We start from the raw sequence: 16503 nt of genomic DNA, 5'->3' as shown, positions 1-16503 counted from the left end.
ACAAAATCATATTCAATTTGGGCGGACTCTTTAGGTTTACCTCATTAATAATCTATTGTTAATGATATTATATCATATTAACGCGGTGAACTGTTAAAGTAATTAGATGTAATAAGAGGCTGCCGAAGGGTTTTTCGACAGCCTGGCTGTCCCAAAAGGACAGCCTTTTTCATATAGCTTATTTATAAGAGTGTTCTAATTCATCTACCAATGATCCTACATAGGAAACAGCCCTACGGATTGGTTCAGGTGTTGACATATCGACACCTGCTTGTTTAATCAATTCAAGCGGCTCCTTAGTGCCTCCGGCGCGAAGGACTTCCAGCCATCTGTCTACAGCAGTTTGACCTTCCTCTTGAATCATTTGAGAAACGGCCGTTGAAACAGTTAACCCTGCAGAATAGGTATATGGATATAATCCCATATAGTAGTGAGGCTGACGCATCCAGGTTAAGCAAGCACCTTCATCAATGACGACACTGTCTCCCCAGAATTCTTTAAGAACAGCTCCTGTTACTTCGGTTAATGTGCTAGCCGTAAGAGCAGTCCCAGATTCCGCAAGCGCATAAACCCTGCGTTGATACTCTGCCTCTAGTAGGTGAGTGACAAAGTTATGATAATAGGTGCCCAACAGCTGAAGTACGACCCAGCGGCGCATTTGCTTATCATCTGTATTAGAAAGCAAATGACGACCAAGCAGCATTTCATGCATAGTAGATGGGGCTTCAATGAAATACATTGATGGACGGGTATTCATGACTCTTTGATTCTCATTTGACAAATAAAAATGCCCTGCATGCCCAAATTCATGCGCTAGGGTAAAGCAGCCGCGCATATTATCCTGCCAAGTAATCAGAACATAAGGATGTGCGCCATAAGGGCTGGAACAAAATGCCCCGGTAGATTTTCCAATGTTATCCGCTTGGTCAACCCATCTTTCATTAAAGCCTTTTTCAATAATTGAACAGTACTCTGGTCCCATTACTTGAAGAGCTTCCAATATTAATTTGCTAGCTTCTTCGAAAGTGGTACTTGGATTAAAATCAGCATCCAACGGAGCCTTCAGATCGCAAAATTGCATTTCCTCTAAGCCCAATGCCTTTTGCTTGAGCTTGGCAAACCGGCGCATATGCGGTGCCAATTCTTTAAAAATGGTATCAATTTGATTATTGTACATTTCCACAGAAACCTGCTGCGGCTCTAATAGCATATGAGTAACAGACTCATAGTTTCTTAGACGTGCAAGGGCTACCTGTTTGTTCACTTCTGTTGCATAGGTAGCTGCCATTGTGTTCGTGTACTGTTTTAATGTCGAAACAAACGATTTCCAAGCTTCTCTGCGGACATAGGTATCGGCTGTAAATTCATAACGGTTTTCAAACAAAGCAAAGGATACTGGTAGTTCGTTTCCTTGCTCATCTTGGATTGGTGCAAATTGCATATCAGCCAACTTAGTCATTTGATAAATTTGATATGGAGCATTGTGAACTTCACCTAATGCAGCCAATGCTTGTTCTGTTTCCGGTGAAAGCTGATGTTTCTTTGTTTTCAGTAAATCCTTCAAGTTTTTTTCGAAATCAGCCAATTCTGGCTCTTCTTCTAAATATCTTTCAATCATACCTTCTTCTAATGAAAGAATCTCTGAATTGATGAATGATAGACCTGCCATGCATTTTGTCTGCAGGGCGGCAAATTTGGCTGTGTTTCCCTGATTAACAGGATCTGTTCCATCAGCCGCTTGACGCAGCTCGACATAGGTCCCTGCTTTGACAAGTTTTTCTGTGAGCTTTTCTTGAGCCAACAAGCAATCCAAAAGGGCTTTTGCACCTGTATGTAAAGTTCCTTTAAATGGGCCAAACAAACTTAGATCATGTTCAATTAATGATAGCTCCTCTTGCCATGCCTGTTCTGTAGGATATAAGGCACTCAGGTCCCATGTTAGTTCCTCAGGAACTTCAGAACGGGCCAACCGTTTTTCTGCTAATCTTTCCATGATTGTTTCCTCCTAAAGTTAATTCGTGTAACTAATTATTATAATATAATTTTTTCGAAAATTAAGTCAACAAAAAACTATTGATTTTTCTATGTTTTACTTTTCGAAACAGGGTGGAGTTGCTATTTTCTAAATATTTTGTCTACTCGTTGACCTATTAAATTCACAATGATATCATCAAACTGAAAGCGTTTGCTAGATTAATAGTGAAAGAAGGGGATTCACGTGAGTTTTGGCAATCAAGTTCAGTTTAAGGTGTACCAGCATGTTGAAAAAAATATTATTCCCGTTTCCTATGAGGAGCTAGAAAAAAGGGCGAAAGAGTATCTTAGTGACAAGCCTTATTATTATGTCGCTGCTTCAGCAGGGGCAGAGGTAACAGCTAGAGAAAATAATCAAGCTTTTAACAAATGGAAAATCGTGCCTAGAATGCTCCGTGATACCTCAAAAAGAGACCTATCGATCGACCTGTTTGGAAAAAAATTAAACTATCCTATTTTATTGGCACCTGTGGGTGTACAGTCGATTGTCCACCCAGAAGGCGAACTCGCTTCAGCACGGGCGGCTGCCAGCATGGAAGTTCCATTTATCGCCAGTACCGCTTCTACATATAGTTTAGAAAAAATATCCTCCGAAATGGGGGGAAGTCCCAAATGGTACCAACTCTATTGGAGCAATGACCGGGAAATCGCCGCCTCTATGGTCAAACGGGCAGAAAGGACTGGTTACGATGCGATTGTCATCACTTTGGACACACCGATGATGGCATGGCGTGAAAAAGATATTGAACATGCATATCTGCCATTTTTGGAAGCTCAAGGGATTGGAAATTATCTTGAAGATCCCGTTTTCCTCTCCAGACTGGACAGTCCTCCACAAGAGGACATGCAATCTGCGATTATGCTTTGGGCTCAGGTTTTCGGAAATCCTGGCTTAACATGGGATGATTTGGCATTTATTAAACAGCAAACAAAGCTGCCAGTATTGTTAAAAGGAATCCTCCATCCTGAGGATTCCCGTCTTGCTGTAGAAAATGGAGCAGATGGGATCATTGTCAGCAATCATGGTGGAAGACAAGTGGATGGTGCCATCGCCGCCATCGATGCCCTACCAGACATTATCGATGAAGTGCAGGGGAAAATCCCTGTGTTAATGGACAGTGGGATTAGACGTGGGTCTGATATTATAAAAGCATTATGTTTAGGAGCAAAAGCTGTCCTAGTAGGAAGACCTTATATGTATGGACTTGCTTTAGCAGGGGAAGATGGAGTAAAGCAAGTATTGCGTAATTTACTGGCCGATTTTGATTTAACACTAGCTTTGTCTGGAAAAAAAGCAGTGTCAGAACTATCACGCGACTTATTAAAAAAAGTCTAAGAGAACTTTTACCACAAAGCTGATCCTATAGAGGTAACTTTGCCTACTTTTAGGATCAGCTTTTTTACAGTTTGGTTCATATCTGGAAAATATCCTCATTTATTTGAAACAATATCCTTGGGTAAATCGTCTAATAATAATAGAGTAGGAAATCAGAAGAATGGGGAGCTGCTGATGCGGAGAAGAATTGTTTATTTAATAGTTGCCATAGGAATCGCATTTTCTTTAATTGCCGGCAGTTCCAAATCCATATTCCAAGAGGGAAATCCAATCCCAATGCTGGTTTCCACCGTAAAGCTTCAGTTTTCCAATTCCGACTATGTATTAGTGGAGAAATCTGAAAAACGGAGAAAATATTTGTCGGAGAATAGGAATAATCAAGATTATAAAACAGTGAAGGAATATATGAAAACAAATGGATGGGATTACAAAGAACAAATGGGTTCTGGATTGATTTTTACAAAAAATGGAGAAGACGCTGTCGTGGAAGTTAGACAGTATTCACAACATTTTTTCATTTGGGAAATCCAAAAGGCATTCTTTAATTAAGTACATATCAGACTTAAAGACCCCCTGAAAGATTAAAATCAGGGGGTTTTCATAGCTTCTGATTCTACCTCAAAAAAGTAATCCTTTAGCAGACGTTCTAGCTTTAAAAACATGCCGTTAATCTCGAGCTGTTCATCCGATTTTAATGAGTCCAATGCACTTTGAATGAGAAATTGCCGCGGCTTTTTTGAATCCAGAAATTCTTCCTCGATAAAATCAAGCAAGTCCATTTGTTTGGTAATATTATTGCCTTGGTTCAGTTCATTCTTGATGGTAAATATAAGATGATGCAACTGCTTATGAAACGACTCATTCCCTTTATTCATATTTGGTATTAATTTTTCCAATTGCAAAGGCGATAGTAATTGATCCTCTGATTCTATTACATCCTTGACTATATTTTCTATTCGTTTGACGGAATAACGTACCACTCGGCTAATATTCACATTCGTCTGATTCGTTATTTGATTGAATTTAATATTCTCACGAAGAATTCCTAAGAACATAATCGCACAGTCGTATAGATAGGGCTGCGCTTTATCACCAAATAGTTCCAAAAACCGTGAGTGGATCCAGCGAATGTTGTTCAATTGATTGCGTTCCATATAATGCTTAAGGTCTGCGTCGTTGGTTACCATTACTTCTTCAAAAAGGGCAAGTAACCCTGTATTTCGGTTTAATTTTAATTGAAATTCAACTTGTTTGATAAAAGTTTCAATATCTGAGGGGGCTTGTCCCACTAACAAATCATCTCGACTTTTCTCCCGTTCGGAGATAGAGGATTTAATAATGGCCATTAACAGTTCATTTTTAGAAGTAAAGTAGTTATAGAATGTGCCTTTCGAAATTCCACTGTACTCTAAAATATCCTGAATAGACGTGGCTTGGTATCCTTTATCAATAAAAAGCTGTTTTGCCATCTTGATGACATGCTGCTTTCGGTCATTCATTAACGATCACCTTGGTCAAAAAATTGTACTGAGTGTACAAGTTAATAGTAACCCATTTTTCCCCAAGTTACAAACAGGCAAAAATCCAAAAGGTTTTTATTGCAAATTATGTAATTACAGTATAATATAGGTAATTATGAAACAGGGGTATAAAAAAATGAACAATGGGTTTAATAGAGGAGGAATCACAATGGAGCAATCGATTCAGGAGCCCAAACGACCACCATATGGGATTATTGCTGTCCTGATGATTGGGGCATTTATCGCATTTTTGAACAATACGTTAATGAATATTGCTCTGCCTTCGATTATGAAGGATTTAGATGTCGAACCATCCACAGTTCAGTGGCTGGCAACAGGTTTTATGCTGGTGAATGGGGTTTTAATTCCGACAACAGCTTTTTTAATTCAAAAATATACAGTACGAAGGTTATTTTTATTCGCCATGACCTTATTTTCACTTGGTACACTTTTAGCAGGTACTGCTCATATCTTCCCCATATTATTAGCGGGTCGGATGATTCAGGCATCCGGTTCGGCGATTATGATGCCGTTATTAATGAATGTGATGCTCATCAGTTTCCCTGTGGAAAGACGTGGAGCAGCGATGGGGGTTTTTGGATTAATTTTGATGGGGGCACCCGCCATTGGTCCGACATTATCAGGATGGATTGTTGAACACTATGATTGGAGAATGCTTTTCCATTTTATTTCACCAATAGCGATCACCATTCTCATTGTAGGATTCTTTTTAATTAAGGATCAAAAAGCGAAAGTGAACACTCGGCTTGATGTTGTCTCATTAATTTTATCTAGCGCTGGTTTTGGCGGTCTGTTGTACGGGTTTAGTTCGGCAGGAAAAAAAGGCTGGGACAGTCCGTATGTTTATGGGACGATCGCTGTTGGGGTGATCAGCTTAATCATCTTTATTTTTGTCCAATTAAAGAAAGAACGGCCGATGCTAAATTTTAGGATCTTTAGATATCCTATGTATGCATTATCCGTTACCATTTCCATGGTTGTAACAATGGCTATGTTTTCTGGAATGCTGCTGATGCCGATTTATGTGCAAACCCTAAGAGGCATTTCACCTATGGATGCAGGATTATTAATGCTGCCTGGTGCTATTATCATGGCATTAATGTCACCCATCACTGGAAAACTTTTTGATAAAATCGGCGGGCGGATTTTAGCGATTATTGGATTAACCATTACGGTCATTACAAGCTATGAGTTTAGTAAGCTATCATTGGACACGACTTATACTCAATTGATTTTCTTGTACGCATTTCGGATGTTTGGGATGTCTATGGTCATGATGCCTGTATCTACTAACGGGTTAAATCAGTTGCCGGCTCGGTTTTATCCACATGGCACAGCGATGAACAACACCCTGCAGCAAGTTTCCGGTGCGATTGGCACAGCATTATTAGTAACCGTAATGTCCAACAGGACGGAGACACATGCCAAAGAAATCGGTGCTGAAGCAATGAAACACTTAACACAGCAGCCAACACCAGAAGTTCTCGCCCAGTTGAAACAAGAAACTTTGATGAAAGCGATGCTTGAAGGCATAAATGACGCATTCTTTGTCACCGTATTTGTAGCTGGAATCGCTCTAGTACTGGCCTTCTTCATTAAACGAGTTAAACAGGCGGAGGATCCGCTTATGGTAAATCAAGATGATTCGCAAATATCCTCAAAACTTGCGGAAAATAATTAAACTGCTATTGGTGGCCAATAAGGCCACTTTTTTTCATTTATAATTCCTCGAAACATTTGATTTTTTTGAAAAAAAGAATCAATATGATAGTAAAATGTACTACTGGAGGAATTACCATGCTAAAGGATCGGATACAACAGTATATTACACAACAGACAACTAAAGGAAAAGAAGGTGTTTCGTTATTCAAAGAGGAAAAAGACTATGCCGAGGAGCATGAACTCATCACGGGCCCATTGAACGAGATGGATGAAACTGAACGATTCGCTGATGCCTATATTGAGCGCTGTGATAAAGAATCGGAAAATCTAATTCGCAATGAAAGCTTCGCGTTTCTCACACAGCCACTAGTCTATTTTTATAAACATAAAAATGAATTCATTTATTTAGAATCAAAGTGGTTTGATATTGTTCTGGTGGATGCGGTTTCTCTAGAGCTTGATGATGTGTTTGGAACCTACGATGTCATGTTAGGTTTAAAATTGCAGAAAAAGTTTCAGCCACAGCTTAAGCAATACTTTTCTGATAACATGCATGGAGAGCAAGCTAGTTTTGATTTATTGTTTAATAGTGAAGAAGGACTATGGAATATCAACTTTGCTTTAAATTATTTAGCAGGCTTTGATGAGAATATGACCATTGGTGAAGCCTATCAGCTAATTTATCAGTTTCTCTTTAAGTTAGTGGTTACAGTTGAAGCTGGTGTCTGATACGCGAGAAGAAGGGAGAGGAGAAGATGCGCATTATATCTTTATGTCCAAGTAACACAGAAATAATCGAGTACCTAGGGCTAACCCATTATTTAGTAGGGGTGGATGACTTCTCAGATTGGCCGGATTCCATTAAAGGACTCCCAAGGCTTGGACCTGATTTATCTATTGATATGGATCGGGTTGAACAATTAAAGCCCGATCTAGTCCTTGCTTCTTTAAGTGTCCCAGGTATGGAACGAAATGTGGAATCCCTAAAGAAAAGAGGGATACCACATATTGTATTGAATCCTCAATCCCTAAAGGATATTGAGCTGGATTTGATCACTACGGCAGAAGCACTTGGTGAGGCATCACGAGGATTAGAATCTGCACAACAGTTTCTTGAACGATTAAATAACATAAAGCAGAAAAACTCAATGCATATTTCTAGGCCAAAGCTTTATTGGGAGTGGTGGCCCAAACCCATTTTTACGCCTGGAAAAATCAACTGGCTAACAGAAGTATCTGTTGCTGCTGGAGCAATAAATATTTTTCATGATGTTGAATTGGCCAGCGTGCAGACAAATTGGGAAGATGTCGTGAAACGGCAGCCGGATTATATATGCCTTGCATGGGTAGGAGTTAGAAAGGAAAAGATTCAAAAGAATCTGGTGACAAAACGTCCCGGTTTTGATGACCTTCCTTTTTCTAGTGACAAGCGAATCCTTATCTTGGAAGAAGAACTGTATTGCCGGCCGTCACCAAGATTATTAGAAGGTCTGGAAAAGCTGGTTACACTCATTCATAATTAAGTTCTACTATTTTTCGAATGGATAGGGGATTGTTTGCCAATAATATGTTTGAGGGTACACTCATAATTTTGTCCAAAGCAGGGATAGGATGACTAGCAGGCAAGTAAAATACCAAGATAAGCCGACTGTCGATTCAAAATATATCCAACAGCATTTAGCCAATGAACGAACATTTTTAGCGTGGATCCGAACGGCAATTGCGGTTATAGGTGTTGGATTCTTAGTGACAAATTTACATTATAATATGAGATTTAGTCTTTCTAAAGCTGGAGACATATTAGCAAATTTGATCGGGGTTGCCTCAGTAGCTCTAGGAATTATTACCATTATCATGGCGACTGTTGTCTATTTTAAAAAAATAACAACCATAAATGACCAAACATTTACTGCATCTAGAAAATATATAATTACACTAAGTATATTCATCATTATCATTTCCCTGCTGTTTGGCAGTTATTTTATCATGTTATGAATAAAGCGAAATGGCTGCCGAGTAGGCAGCCTTTTTAGGATAGTAAGTAATAATAAGTACCACTTCACTTAGAAAAAATTAGCTAAATTTCGGTCCTTTCTTTATGATAGAAATAGAAAGTCTTTTGGCTGAAAGGGGCAGAAACAATGAACAAAACGGCACTGATCCTTGGCGCGAGCGGTCTAGTTGGAAAGGAGTTAATCCAACTACTAGTCCAACAGTCTATTTATCAAAAAATACATATTCTTGTAAGAAGACCAATTGAGATTAACCATACAGCATGTGAAGTCCATGTTATTGATTTTGAACGGATGAATGAATTTGCTCATTTGTTTGATGTAAATGATGTATATTGCTGCTTGGGAACAACGATGAAAAAGGCAAAAAGCAAGGAAGCGTTCCGAAGAGTTGATTACGATTATCCAGCAGAAGCTGCGAACCTAGCCTGTAATGGTGGAGCTAAAAGGTTTCTCATTATCACAGCAATGGGGGCCAATCCTAAATCACTGTTCTTCTATAACCAGGTTAAGGGAGATGTCGAAGAGGCACTAAAAAAAGTATCTATACCTAGTATACATATCTTTCGTCCATCCTTGCTGCTAGGAAAGCGGGATGAGTTTCGGTTTGGAGAAAAGATGGCCGAAAAGGCCAGTGGACTCTTTAATGCCATAATGCTTGGCCCCCTAAAGCCATTTAAAGCCATTAAAGCGAAACAAGTAGCCGCCGCCATGATATCTGCCGCTATAGCTGGTAAAACAGGTGTCCATATTCATCCTTCAAATGAAATTGAAACCATGGCAGGTAATATATTAAAAATATAAATCGGGGGAATTGCTTAAATGGAAAAAGGTTTAACAGGTAAGCGGGTGGCCATTTGCGGCTCGCGAAAAATCGAGGAATTAACTATTTTAATTGAGAAACAGGGAGGAATCGCATTATCACGGCCTCTCCAAGGTACCGTCTTTTTGTCAGAGGAAGAAGTAAAGCCAGATCTAATCCAATTTATTCAACATGGAGCCGACTGGATTATCTTTACCACTGGCATTGGCATTGAAACATTGCAAAAGATTGCTAGCAACCTTGGTATAGAGCAAGAATTTATATCCAAAATTCGAGCTGCAAACGTGGCTTCCCGTGGTTATAAAACTCTTGCTGCACTAAAAAGATTAACTGTTGTGCCTGCAGCAGTTGCTGAGGATGGTACAACGAAAGATCTGATTCAGGCTCTTGAAAGCTTTGATTTCCACGGGAATAGCGTCACCATTCAATTGCATGGTGAAACCGCACCTTTATTAACAAGCTTTTTTGAAGACAGAGGGGCTAATGTACACAAATTACTTCCATACCAGCATCTAGCACCAGACCCAGCAGTGGTTGCACTTCTGTGCAAGGAGTTAATCAACCAGGAATGTGATGCGGTATGCTTTACCACAGCCGTACAAGTGCGCTCCCTTTTTGACTTTGCAAGAGAGCATGATCTCTATTCTACTATCTTAGAATGTTTTGCAAATAATAGTTTAGCCGTTGCTGTCGGCAAAGTGACGGCAGAAGCCTTAAGAGAAGAGGGTGTGGAACGCGTAATCACTCCCGAAAACGAGAGAATGGGAGCTATGGTGGTTGAACTCAGCAGGCACTACTCTCGATGTCTTTAAGAATATGGAATAAGAACAGATTTCCTATTTACCAGGAATTCTGTTTTTTATTTGGCCCTCCCTCAGTAGTAAAAAAGTTGGTTAGAAAATATGACAGCTCGAGGTATTTTTACATTTTTTGCATGTCAGATATGGTAAATTGATTAGGACTACCAAGGATCAGTCGTTTTTACATAATGGAAAGTGATTGAGTGGCATAATTTTACAGGTTGTCAGGTGAATTAATAAAAAATGCCCTGTAAAATAAGATTAAAATTCGGAATCTTCTGCAATTTAGTAAATAAAGTAGGAAGGAGGCCTGTTTCTCGCAAATTATTAGGGAATAAGTATTAAGGTATTTCGCCTATTTCTCTGATGGAATATTAGAAGGAGGGTTTCTATTGCCAACAGAAAAAATGCAACGGATATCCTTAATCAATCTCGAACAGAACTTCCAAGAGGTGGAGCAAGGATATTCGAATCAAGAGGCAACGGAAGAAGCTAATCGCTGCCTTTATTGTTATGATGCGCCCTGCATCAAAGCTTGCCCGACAGGCATTGATATTCCAACTTTTATTAAAAAAATCGCGTCTGGAAATTTGTTGGGGTCTGCAAAAACGATTATGTCCTCTAATCCTGTCGGAGCTAGTTGTGCAAGAGTCTGCCCGACCGAAGAATTATGTGAAGGTTCATGTGTGTTAAATTATTCGACCTCTCCCATCATGATTGGGAAACTGCAGCGCTTTGCAACCGATTGGGCGATTCAAAATGACCGCACACTTTTTGGTCCTGGTCCTTCAAATGGAAAAAAAGTGGCCATCATTGGAGCTGGGCCGGCAGGGTTATCTGCTGCGAGAGAACTGGCACGGTTTGGCTATGATGTTACTATTTTTGAAGCAGCAGAAAAAGCAGGCGGATTAAATACGTATGGGATTGTCTCATTCAGGCTTCCACAGCGGATTTCCTACTGGGAAGTGGAGCAGGTAAAAAAATTGAATGTCAAAATACGCACTAACACTGCCGTTGGCAAAGATATTTCCGCACAAGAACTCTTGGAAAAGTTTGACCGAATTGTGCTGGCTGTAGGAATGGGAAATGTCCCTAGTCTAGAAATTGAGGGTGAAAATTTAAATGGTGTCTATGATGCCATCGAATTTGTCAAGGCTACCAAAACCGGAAAATTATCACAACATTTTATTGGTAAAAAGGTGGTAGTCATTGGAGCAGGCAACACCGCAATTGACGGGGCTACTTGTTCCGTTCGTTTAGGGGCAGAAAATGTAAAAATTATCTACCGCAGGACGGCAGAAGAAATGACGGCCTACGATTTTGAATACGAATTTGCCAAAATGGATGGAGTGGAGTTCCGTTGGTTGACGGCACCGAAGCGAATCCTCGGGGATGAAAATGGAAAAGTAATCGGAATTGAGTGTTATAAAATGAAGTTAGGTGACCCGGAAGCAGATGGGCGCCGCCGCCCTGTAGCGATCCAAAACTCCGAGTTTGTGATTCAGGCAGATGCCGTGATTAAAGCGATTGGCCAAACTAGACATATTAATTTAATAGAACAGTTTGGTATAGCCCATGAAAACGGGGTTGTCCAGGTGAATCCGCAAAACTGGCAAACCTCCAATCCCAAAATCGTTGCGTGCGGCGATGTTATTTTTGGGAAAGGTAAAGGCGAAGCCATGGTAGTAACCGCAGCACAGCAAGGAAAAATGGCGGCTTATGAAATTCATAAACAACTTTCCTCTGTAAGCAGTCCAGTCTAATTCTAGTAACAGTATGATTGGTATGGTACTTCTTTAACCTTTTACAAGGCTTATTATGACTACAAAACATTCCTCTATTAACTACAAAATAACAATAATTAACCAATCTCGCACATCTTACTACTAATATTTCATTCAACAAAGTATTTAAATATATCAAAAAGGGGGATATAGATGGCTGATTTACGAATAAATCTAGCGGGGATTGAATCTCCTAATCCTTTTTGGCTGGCATCAGCACCTCCGACAAATTCGGGATACCAAGTACAGCGTGCATTTGAGGCAGGTTGGGGTGGGGCAGTATGGAAAACATTGGGCGATCCCATCTTGAATGTAACTTCCAGATTTGCGGGTATCAGCTTTAACGGACAAAGAGTAGCTGGTTTTAACAATATTGAGCTTATTACCGACAGGCCGCTCGATGTCAATTTAAAAGAAATCTATGAAACAAAGAAGAAATTTCCCAATCATGCCGTCATTGCTTCGTTAATGGTAGAACCTCAGCAAGAAAAGTGGCATGAAATAGTCAAGCGGGTGGAAGATGTCGGGGTGGACGGCCTTGAACTCAACTTTGGCTGCCCACATGGCATGGCAGAACGTGGGATGGGTTCAGCATCTGGCCAGGTACCTGCATTAGTGGAACGGCAAACCTATTGGGTGAAAGAAGTCGCAAAAACTCCCGTTATTGTGAAGTTAACCCCTAATATTACCGACATTACGGCGACAGCTGAAGCTGCTGCCAATGGCGGTGCGGATGCAATCAGTATGATAAACACGATCAATAGTCTGATGGGTGTTGACCTAGATACCTGGAATCCAATCCCCCATGTGGCCGGAAAGGGAGCACATGGCGGATATTGCGGTCCTGCGGTCAAACCAATCGCGTTAAATATGGTGGCAGACTGCGCCAGGCACCCTCAAATTAATATACCGATCTCTGGAATCGGCGGCATCTCTAATTGGCGAGATGCGGTGGAATTTATGCTCATGGGGGCAACAGGTGTGCAAGTTTGTACGGCTGCCATGCACCATGGCTTCCGGATTGTGGAGGATATGATTGAGGGCCTGAATCACTATTTGGACAGTAAAGGAATTGTCTCAGTAAGTGAAATAATCGGAAAATCAGTTCCAAAATACTCTGATTGGGGCGACTTGGATCTAAACTACAATATTGCAGCCAGAATTAATACAGATGTTTGCATTAATTGCAACAAATGTTATATCGCTTGTGAAGATACTTCCCATCAATGTATAGAAAGGCTTACAGATTCAACAGGAAAAAGCTATCTTAAAGTCAGAGAAGAAGATTGTGTCGGTTGTAATTTATGTTCGATTGTCTGCCCGGTAGATGGAGCGATTGACATGATTGAACTGCCAAGAGAGTTGCCGCCGATGACTTGGAATGAACGGCAAGCTGTATTAAATGCAGCCGCTTGTAAAGTGGATATCAGCAAGTAAATTTATCTAAGGAGGCATATTAAGATGAAAAAGATCATAAAAAATGGAACGATAGTAACAGCCGCAGATACTTATCAGGCAGAACTCTTAATTGAGGACGGAAAGATTACCCAGATTGGCTCGAACCTATCCGCTGCTGGAGCTGAAATAGTGGATGCAAAGGGCTGTTTGGTTTTTCCAGGAGGAATTGACCCGCATACCCATTTAGATATGCCGTTTGGCGGTACTGTCACAAAGGATGATTTTGAAACTGGAACAATAGCCGCAGCGTTCGGCGGTACCACTACTGTGATTGATTTTTGTTTAACAAATAAAGGCGAACCCCTGAAAAATGCAATTCAAACTTGGCACGAAAAGGCAAATAGGAAAGCGGCCATTGATTACAGCTTCCACTTAATGATTTCTGAGATCAATGACGATGTGTTAAACGAGCTGCCGCAGGTAATTAACGAAGAGGGCATTACATCCTTTAAAGTGTTTATGGCCTATAAAAATGTTTTTCAAGCAGACGACGAGACATTGTTCCGCACTTTTGTAACAGCCAAGGAACTTGGCGCGCTTGTGATGGTTCATGCTGAGAATGGCGATGTCATTGATTATTTAACCAAAAAAGCATTGGAGGAAGGTAATACCGACCCGATTTACCACGCCTTAACAAGACCACCTGAATTAGAAGGGGAAGCAACAGGCCGTGCGGCAAGATTTGCCGGTTTGGCAGGCTCGCAATTGTACGTGGTGCATGTTTCCTGTGCGGATGCTGCAAACAGGATTGCTGAAGCGCGGAGCAAAGGCTATGAAGTATGGGGAGAGACCTGTCCGCAATATCTTGTGCTCGATCAAAGCTACTTAGAAAAACCGAATTTTGAAGGAGCCAAATACGTCTGGTCACCACCGCTTCGGGAAAAATGGAATCAAGAGGCGCTATGGCATGCTTTACGAAGCGGCACCCTGCAAACATTTGGCTCTGATCAATGTTCCTTTGATTTTAAAGGACAAAAGGAACTTGGGTTTGGCGATTTCACCAAAATACCTAACGGCGGTCCGATGATTGAAGATAGACTGACCATTTTGTTCTCTGAGGGGGTGAAAAAGGGACGGATTTCGTTGAATCAATTTGTTGACTTAACCTCGACTAGGGCCGCAAAATTGTTTGGGTTGTTTCCAAAAAAAGGAACAGTTGCCATTGGGGCTGATGCTGACTTAGTAATCTTTGACCCTAATGCTGAACGGGTCATTTCAGCAGAAACTCATCATATGGCTGTGGATTACAATGCATTTGAGGGTATGAAAGTGACAGGAGAACCTATTTCGGTTATGGTCCGGGGCGAATTTGTCGTCAGAGATAAGCAGTTTGTCGGCAAACCTGGATCAGGACAATACTTAAAGCGTGCGAAATACAATACGCCGATTACAGAAAACGAAACAATGTCTATTTAACTAGTAAATACAGTCCCTACACATTAGTGAACAACTCCGGCAATTGCTTCCATCGAAGAGCAATTGCCTTTTTTGAATCGATAGGTTAAGGCATTAAAAGAATTTGCGAAAAGAATTCTATAAAAATTTAACCGAATTGGAGTGTTCATATGAAAAAAAGCCATTTAAAATCACCTGATTTATTGCCCATCGGTCAAAAAGACCGGAAAATCACTAAATTAGGCTATTCATTTATGTGGGTTGGGATGGTTGTGGTACTGGCGACCTTTGCCATCGGCGGATCAGGTGTCATCAATCTTTCTCTGCCATGGGTGATTCTTGCCACCGTGATTGGCAGTCTTGCGATTGGATTCTTCATTTCATTGATTGCTGATATTGGGATTGAACACGGGTTATCATTTCCGGTATACATGAGGGCGCCTTTTGGCACAATTGGCACTCATATTCCTTCCGTTACTCGGGGGATTACGGCTTCCATGTGGTTTGGCTTAAATACCTATTTTGGTTCAACAGCAATGAATGGGATTTTAAACATTTTATTTGGCTTTGATAATTGGTTTATCTGCTTTATTATTTTTGCCATCGTACAATTGGTGAACACTGCATTGGGAATTAAATCGATTGAACGGTTTGCTGATTTGGCGGCACCTGTCATTATTATTATCGCAATCTGGATGTATTCTTCCCTTTCAGATAAGGCCCAAGCAGCAGGAAGGGATGTTTGGAGCTGGGTGGAATCTCCGGTAACTGGCGGGGCAGCATTTACCGCGTTTATGGTAGTCATTTTTGCCAATATGGGGTTTTGGGCCACGTTAAGCGCAGATATTCCCTCGATATCCCGGTTTATGAAGGCCCCTGCTAATGAAAAAAACTGGTTCAAACGTAATCAGAGTTCTTTAATCGGAAACCTTATTGCCATGCCAATTACACAAACATTCATGATTATCATCGGGGCGGTATCTTATATTGCGGTTTTAAATGCCGACCCAGTAGTCGCCTTACAGGAATCAGCAGGTGGATTTCTTCTCGCCGTTCTCCTTTTAATGATTGTTTTGGCCCAATGGTCGACTAATACAGCAGCAAATGTTGTGCCCGCTGCCACCATTTTTTCCAATGTAGGCGGCCCAAAGTTTCCATTCTGGGCAGGGGTCATCACCGCAGGGATTGTCGGAACCATTGTTCAGCCATGGCAATTATTTGACATTCTTATTCCGGTTCTGTTATTTGTTGGTGGCATTTTGTCCGCCATTGTCGGGATCCTGTTCGCTGATTATTATTTGCTTAGGAAGAGAAGAGTGAATGTTCCCGAATTATATGAAGACCATGGACAGTTTCGATATCTCGGCGGCATCAATTGGGCTGGGTTTATTGCTTGGATTATCGGGGCAGTTGCTTCCTATTTTCTCCCGGAATATGGGTTTGTGGTTGGATTTCTTGCCGGGGCAGCCATCTATTTTGTGCTGGCAAAATTTTGGTGGTTTAAAAAGTATCCCCAAGCTGAAATTCAAGACCCAAGTGATGAGAAGTATTTGGGCATATCGGTAGGCCGGGATTGGATTATCTCCGAGGAATTAGAGCCTATAGTAGAGAAAATCCCTGATAATGTTGATTTATTTTAACACATGAGTAAGGAGGAT

At 40.8% G+C, this 16503-nt stretch carries 14 protein-coding genes; 12 read left to right on the top strand and 2 right to left on the bottom strand.

Annotation, left to right across the window (positions count from 1 at the left end):
- Positions 1-178 precede the first annotated feature (178 nt).
- Positions 179-1993, bottom strand: a complete 1815-nt coding sequence (gene pepF, locus BN2425_RS07280) for an oligoendopeptidase F (RefSeq protein ID WP_042456954.1) — start codon at positions 1991-1993, stop codon at positions 179-181.
- Between the two features lie 225 nt (positions 1994-2218).
- Between pepF and BN2425_RS07275 the strand changes: the two genes are divergently transcribed.
- Together BN2425_RS07275 and BN2425_RS07270 are read left to right on the top strand one after the other, a co-directional pair.
- Complete coding sequence (locus BN2425_RS07275; protein ID WP_042456951.1) at positions 2219-3370, top strand: lactate 2-monooxygenase; 1152 nt, start codon at positions 2219-2221, stop codon at positions 3368-3370.
- A 174-nt stretch (positions 3371-3544) separates the two neighbouring features.
- Complete coding sequence (locus tag BN2425_RS07270) at positions 3545-3919, top strand: hypothetical protein (RefSeq protein ID WP_042456947.1); 375 nt, start codon at positions 3545-3547, stop codon at positions 3917-3919.
- Between the two features lie 38 nt (positions 3920-3957).
- Here the strand turns inward: BN2425_RS07270 and BN2425_RS07265 are convergent, their stop codons facing one another.
- Complete coding sequence (locus BN2425_RS07265; protein ID WP_042456943.1) at positions 3958-4869, bottom strand: TetR/AcrR family transcriptional regulator; 912 nt, start codon at positions 4867-4869, stop codon at positions 3958-3960.
- 190 nt (positions 4870-5059) lie between these two features.
- On the opposite strand from BN2425_RS07265, the gene BN2425_RS07260 reads away from it, so the two are divergent.
- From BN2425_RS07260 to BN2425_RS07215, 10 genes are all read left to right on the top strand, one after another.
- Positions 5060-6592 carry a DHA2 family efflux MFS transporter permease subunit gene (locus tag BN2425_RS07260; RefSeq protein WP_042456940.1) on the top strand — a complete coding sequence of 511 codons (1533 nt, stop codon included), beginning with the start codon at positions 5060-5062 and terminating at the stop codon, positions 6590-6592.
- 116 nt (positions 6593-6708) lie between these two features.
- A complete protein-coding gene (locus BN2425_RS07255) occupies positions 6709-7302 on the top strand; it encodes a hypothetical protein (RefSeq protein ID WP_042456937.1) in 594 nt (197 codons plus the stop codon).
- 26 nt (positions 7303-7328) lie between these two features.
- Entirely contained in the window at positions 7329-8096 is a 768-nt protein-coding gene (locus BN2425_RS07250; RefSeq protein WP_042456934.1) for a cobalamin-binding protein, read from the top strand.
- Positions 8097-8184: 88 nt separating this feature from the next.
- Entirely contained in the window at positions 8185-8568 is a 384-nt protein-coding gene (locus tag BN2425_RS07245; protein ID WP_042456931.1) for a YidH family protein, read from the top strand.
- Positions 8569-8714: 146 nt separating this feature from the next.
- Complete coding sequence (locus tag BN2425_RS07240; protein WP_042456928.1) at positions 8715-9389, top strand: NAD(P)H-binding protein; 675 nt, start codon at positions 8715-8717, stop codon at positions 9387-9389.
- 18 nt (positions 9390-9407) lie between these two features.
- Entirely contained in the window at positions 9408-10220 is an 813-nt protein-coding gene (locus tag BN2425_RS07235) for a uroporphyrinogen-III synthase (RefSeq protein WP_042456923.1), read from the top strand.
- Between the two features lie 395 nt (positions 10221-10615).
- Positions 10616-11971: an NAD(P)-dependent oxidoreductase gene (locus BN2425_RS07230; protein WP_042457163.1), complete on the top strand. Its 1356-nt coding sequence runs from the start codon at positions 10616-10618 to the stop codon at positions 11969-11971.
- Between the two features lie 174 nt (positions 11972-12145).
- Entirely contained in the window at positions 12146-13429 is a 1284-nt protein-coding gene (preA, locus tag BN2425_RS07225; protein ID WP_042456920.1) for an NAD-dependent dihydropyrimidine dehydrogenase subunit PreA, read from the top strand.
- 24 nt (positions 13430-13453) lie between these two features.
- Positions 13454-14866 carry a dihydropyrimidinase gene (gene hydA, locus BN2425_RS07220; protein ID WP_042456917.1) on the top strand — a complete coding sequence of 471 codons (1413 nt, stop codon included), beginning with the start codon at positions 13454-13456 and terminating at the stop codon, positions 14864-14866.
- A 149-nt stretch (positions 14867-15015) separates the two neighbouring features.
- Positions 15016-16485: an NCS1 family transporter gene (locus tag BN2425_RS07215; RefSeq protein WP_042456914.1), complete on the top strand. Its 1470-nt coding sequence runs from the start codon at positions 15016-15018 to the stop codon at positions 16483-16485.
- Positions 16486-16503 lie beyond the last annotated feature (18 nt).

This window comes from Neobacillus dielmonensis, assembly GCF_000612665.1.
Taxonomy (GTDB): Bacteria; Bacillota; Bacilli; order Bacillales; family Cytobacillaceae; genus Neobacillus; species Neobacillus dielmonensis.
The sequence above is the reverse complement of the archived record's forward strand: the minus strand, read 5'-3'. Positions and strand labels throughout refer to the sequence as shown.

Coding starts and splice junctions, on each gene's coding strand:
- pepF (WP_042456954.1), bottom strand. CDS start 1,993: ATGGAAAGATTAGCAGAAAAACGGTTGGCCCGTTCTGAAGTTCCTGAG.
- BN2425_RS07270 (WP_042456947.1), top strand. CDS start 3,545: ATGCGGAGAAGAATTGTTTATTTAATAGTTGCCATAGGAATCGCATTT.
- BN2425_RS07265 (WP_042456943.1), bottom strand. CDS start 4,869: ATGAATGACCGAAAGCAGCATGTCATCAAGATGGCAAAACAGCTTTTT.
- BN2425_RS07260 (WP_042456940.1), top strand. CDS start 5,060: ATGGAGCAATCGATTCAGGAGCCCAAACGACCACCATATGGGATTATT.
- BN2425_RS07255 (WP_042456937.1), top strand. CDS start 6,709: ATGCTAAAGGATCGGATACAACAGTATATTACACAACAGACAACTAAA.
- BN2425_RS07250 (WP_042456934.1), top strand. CDS start 7,329: ATGCGCATTATATCTTTATGTCCAAGTAACACAGAAATAATCGAGTAC.
- BN2425_RS07245 (WP_042456931.1), top strand. CDS start 8,185: ATGACTAGCAGGCAAGTAAAATACCAAGATAAGCCGACTGTCGATTCA.
- BN2425_RS07240 (WP_042456928.1), top strand. CDS start 8,715: ATGAACAAAACGGCACTGATCCTTGGCGCGAGCGGTCTAGTTGGAAAG.
- BN2425_RS07235 (WP_042456923.1), top strand. CDS start 9,408: ATGGAAAAAGGTTTAACAGGTAAGCGGGTGGCCATTTGCGGCTCGCGA.
- BN2425_RS07230 (WP_042457163.1), top strand. CDS start 10,616: ATGCAACGGATATCCTTAATCAATCTCGAACAGAACTTCCAAGAGGTG.
- preA (WP_042456920.1), top strand. CDS start 12,146: ATGGCTGATTTACGAATAAATCTAGCGGGGATTGAATCTCCTAATCCT.
- hydA (WP_042456917.1), top strand. CDS start 13,454: ATGAAAAAGATCATAAAAAATGGAACGATAGTAACAGCCGCAGATACT.
- BN2425_RS07215 (WP_042456914.1), top strand. CDS start 15,016: ATGAAAAAAAGCCATTTAAAATCACCTGATTTATTGCCCATCGGTCAA.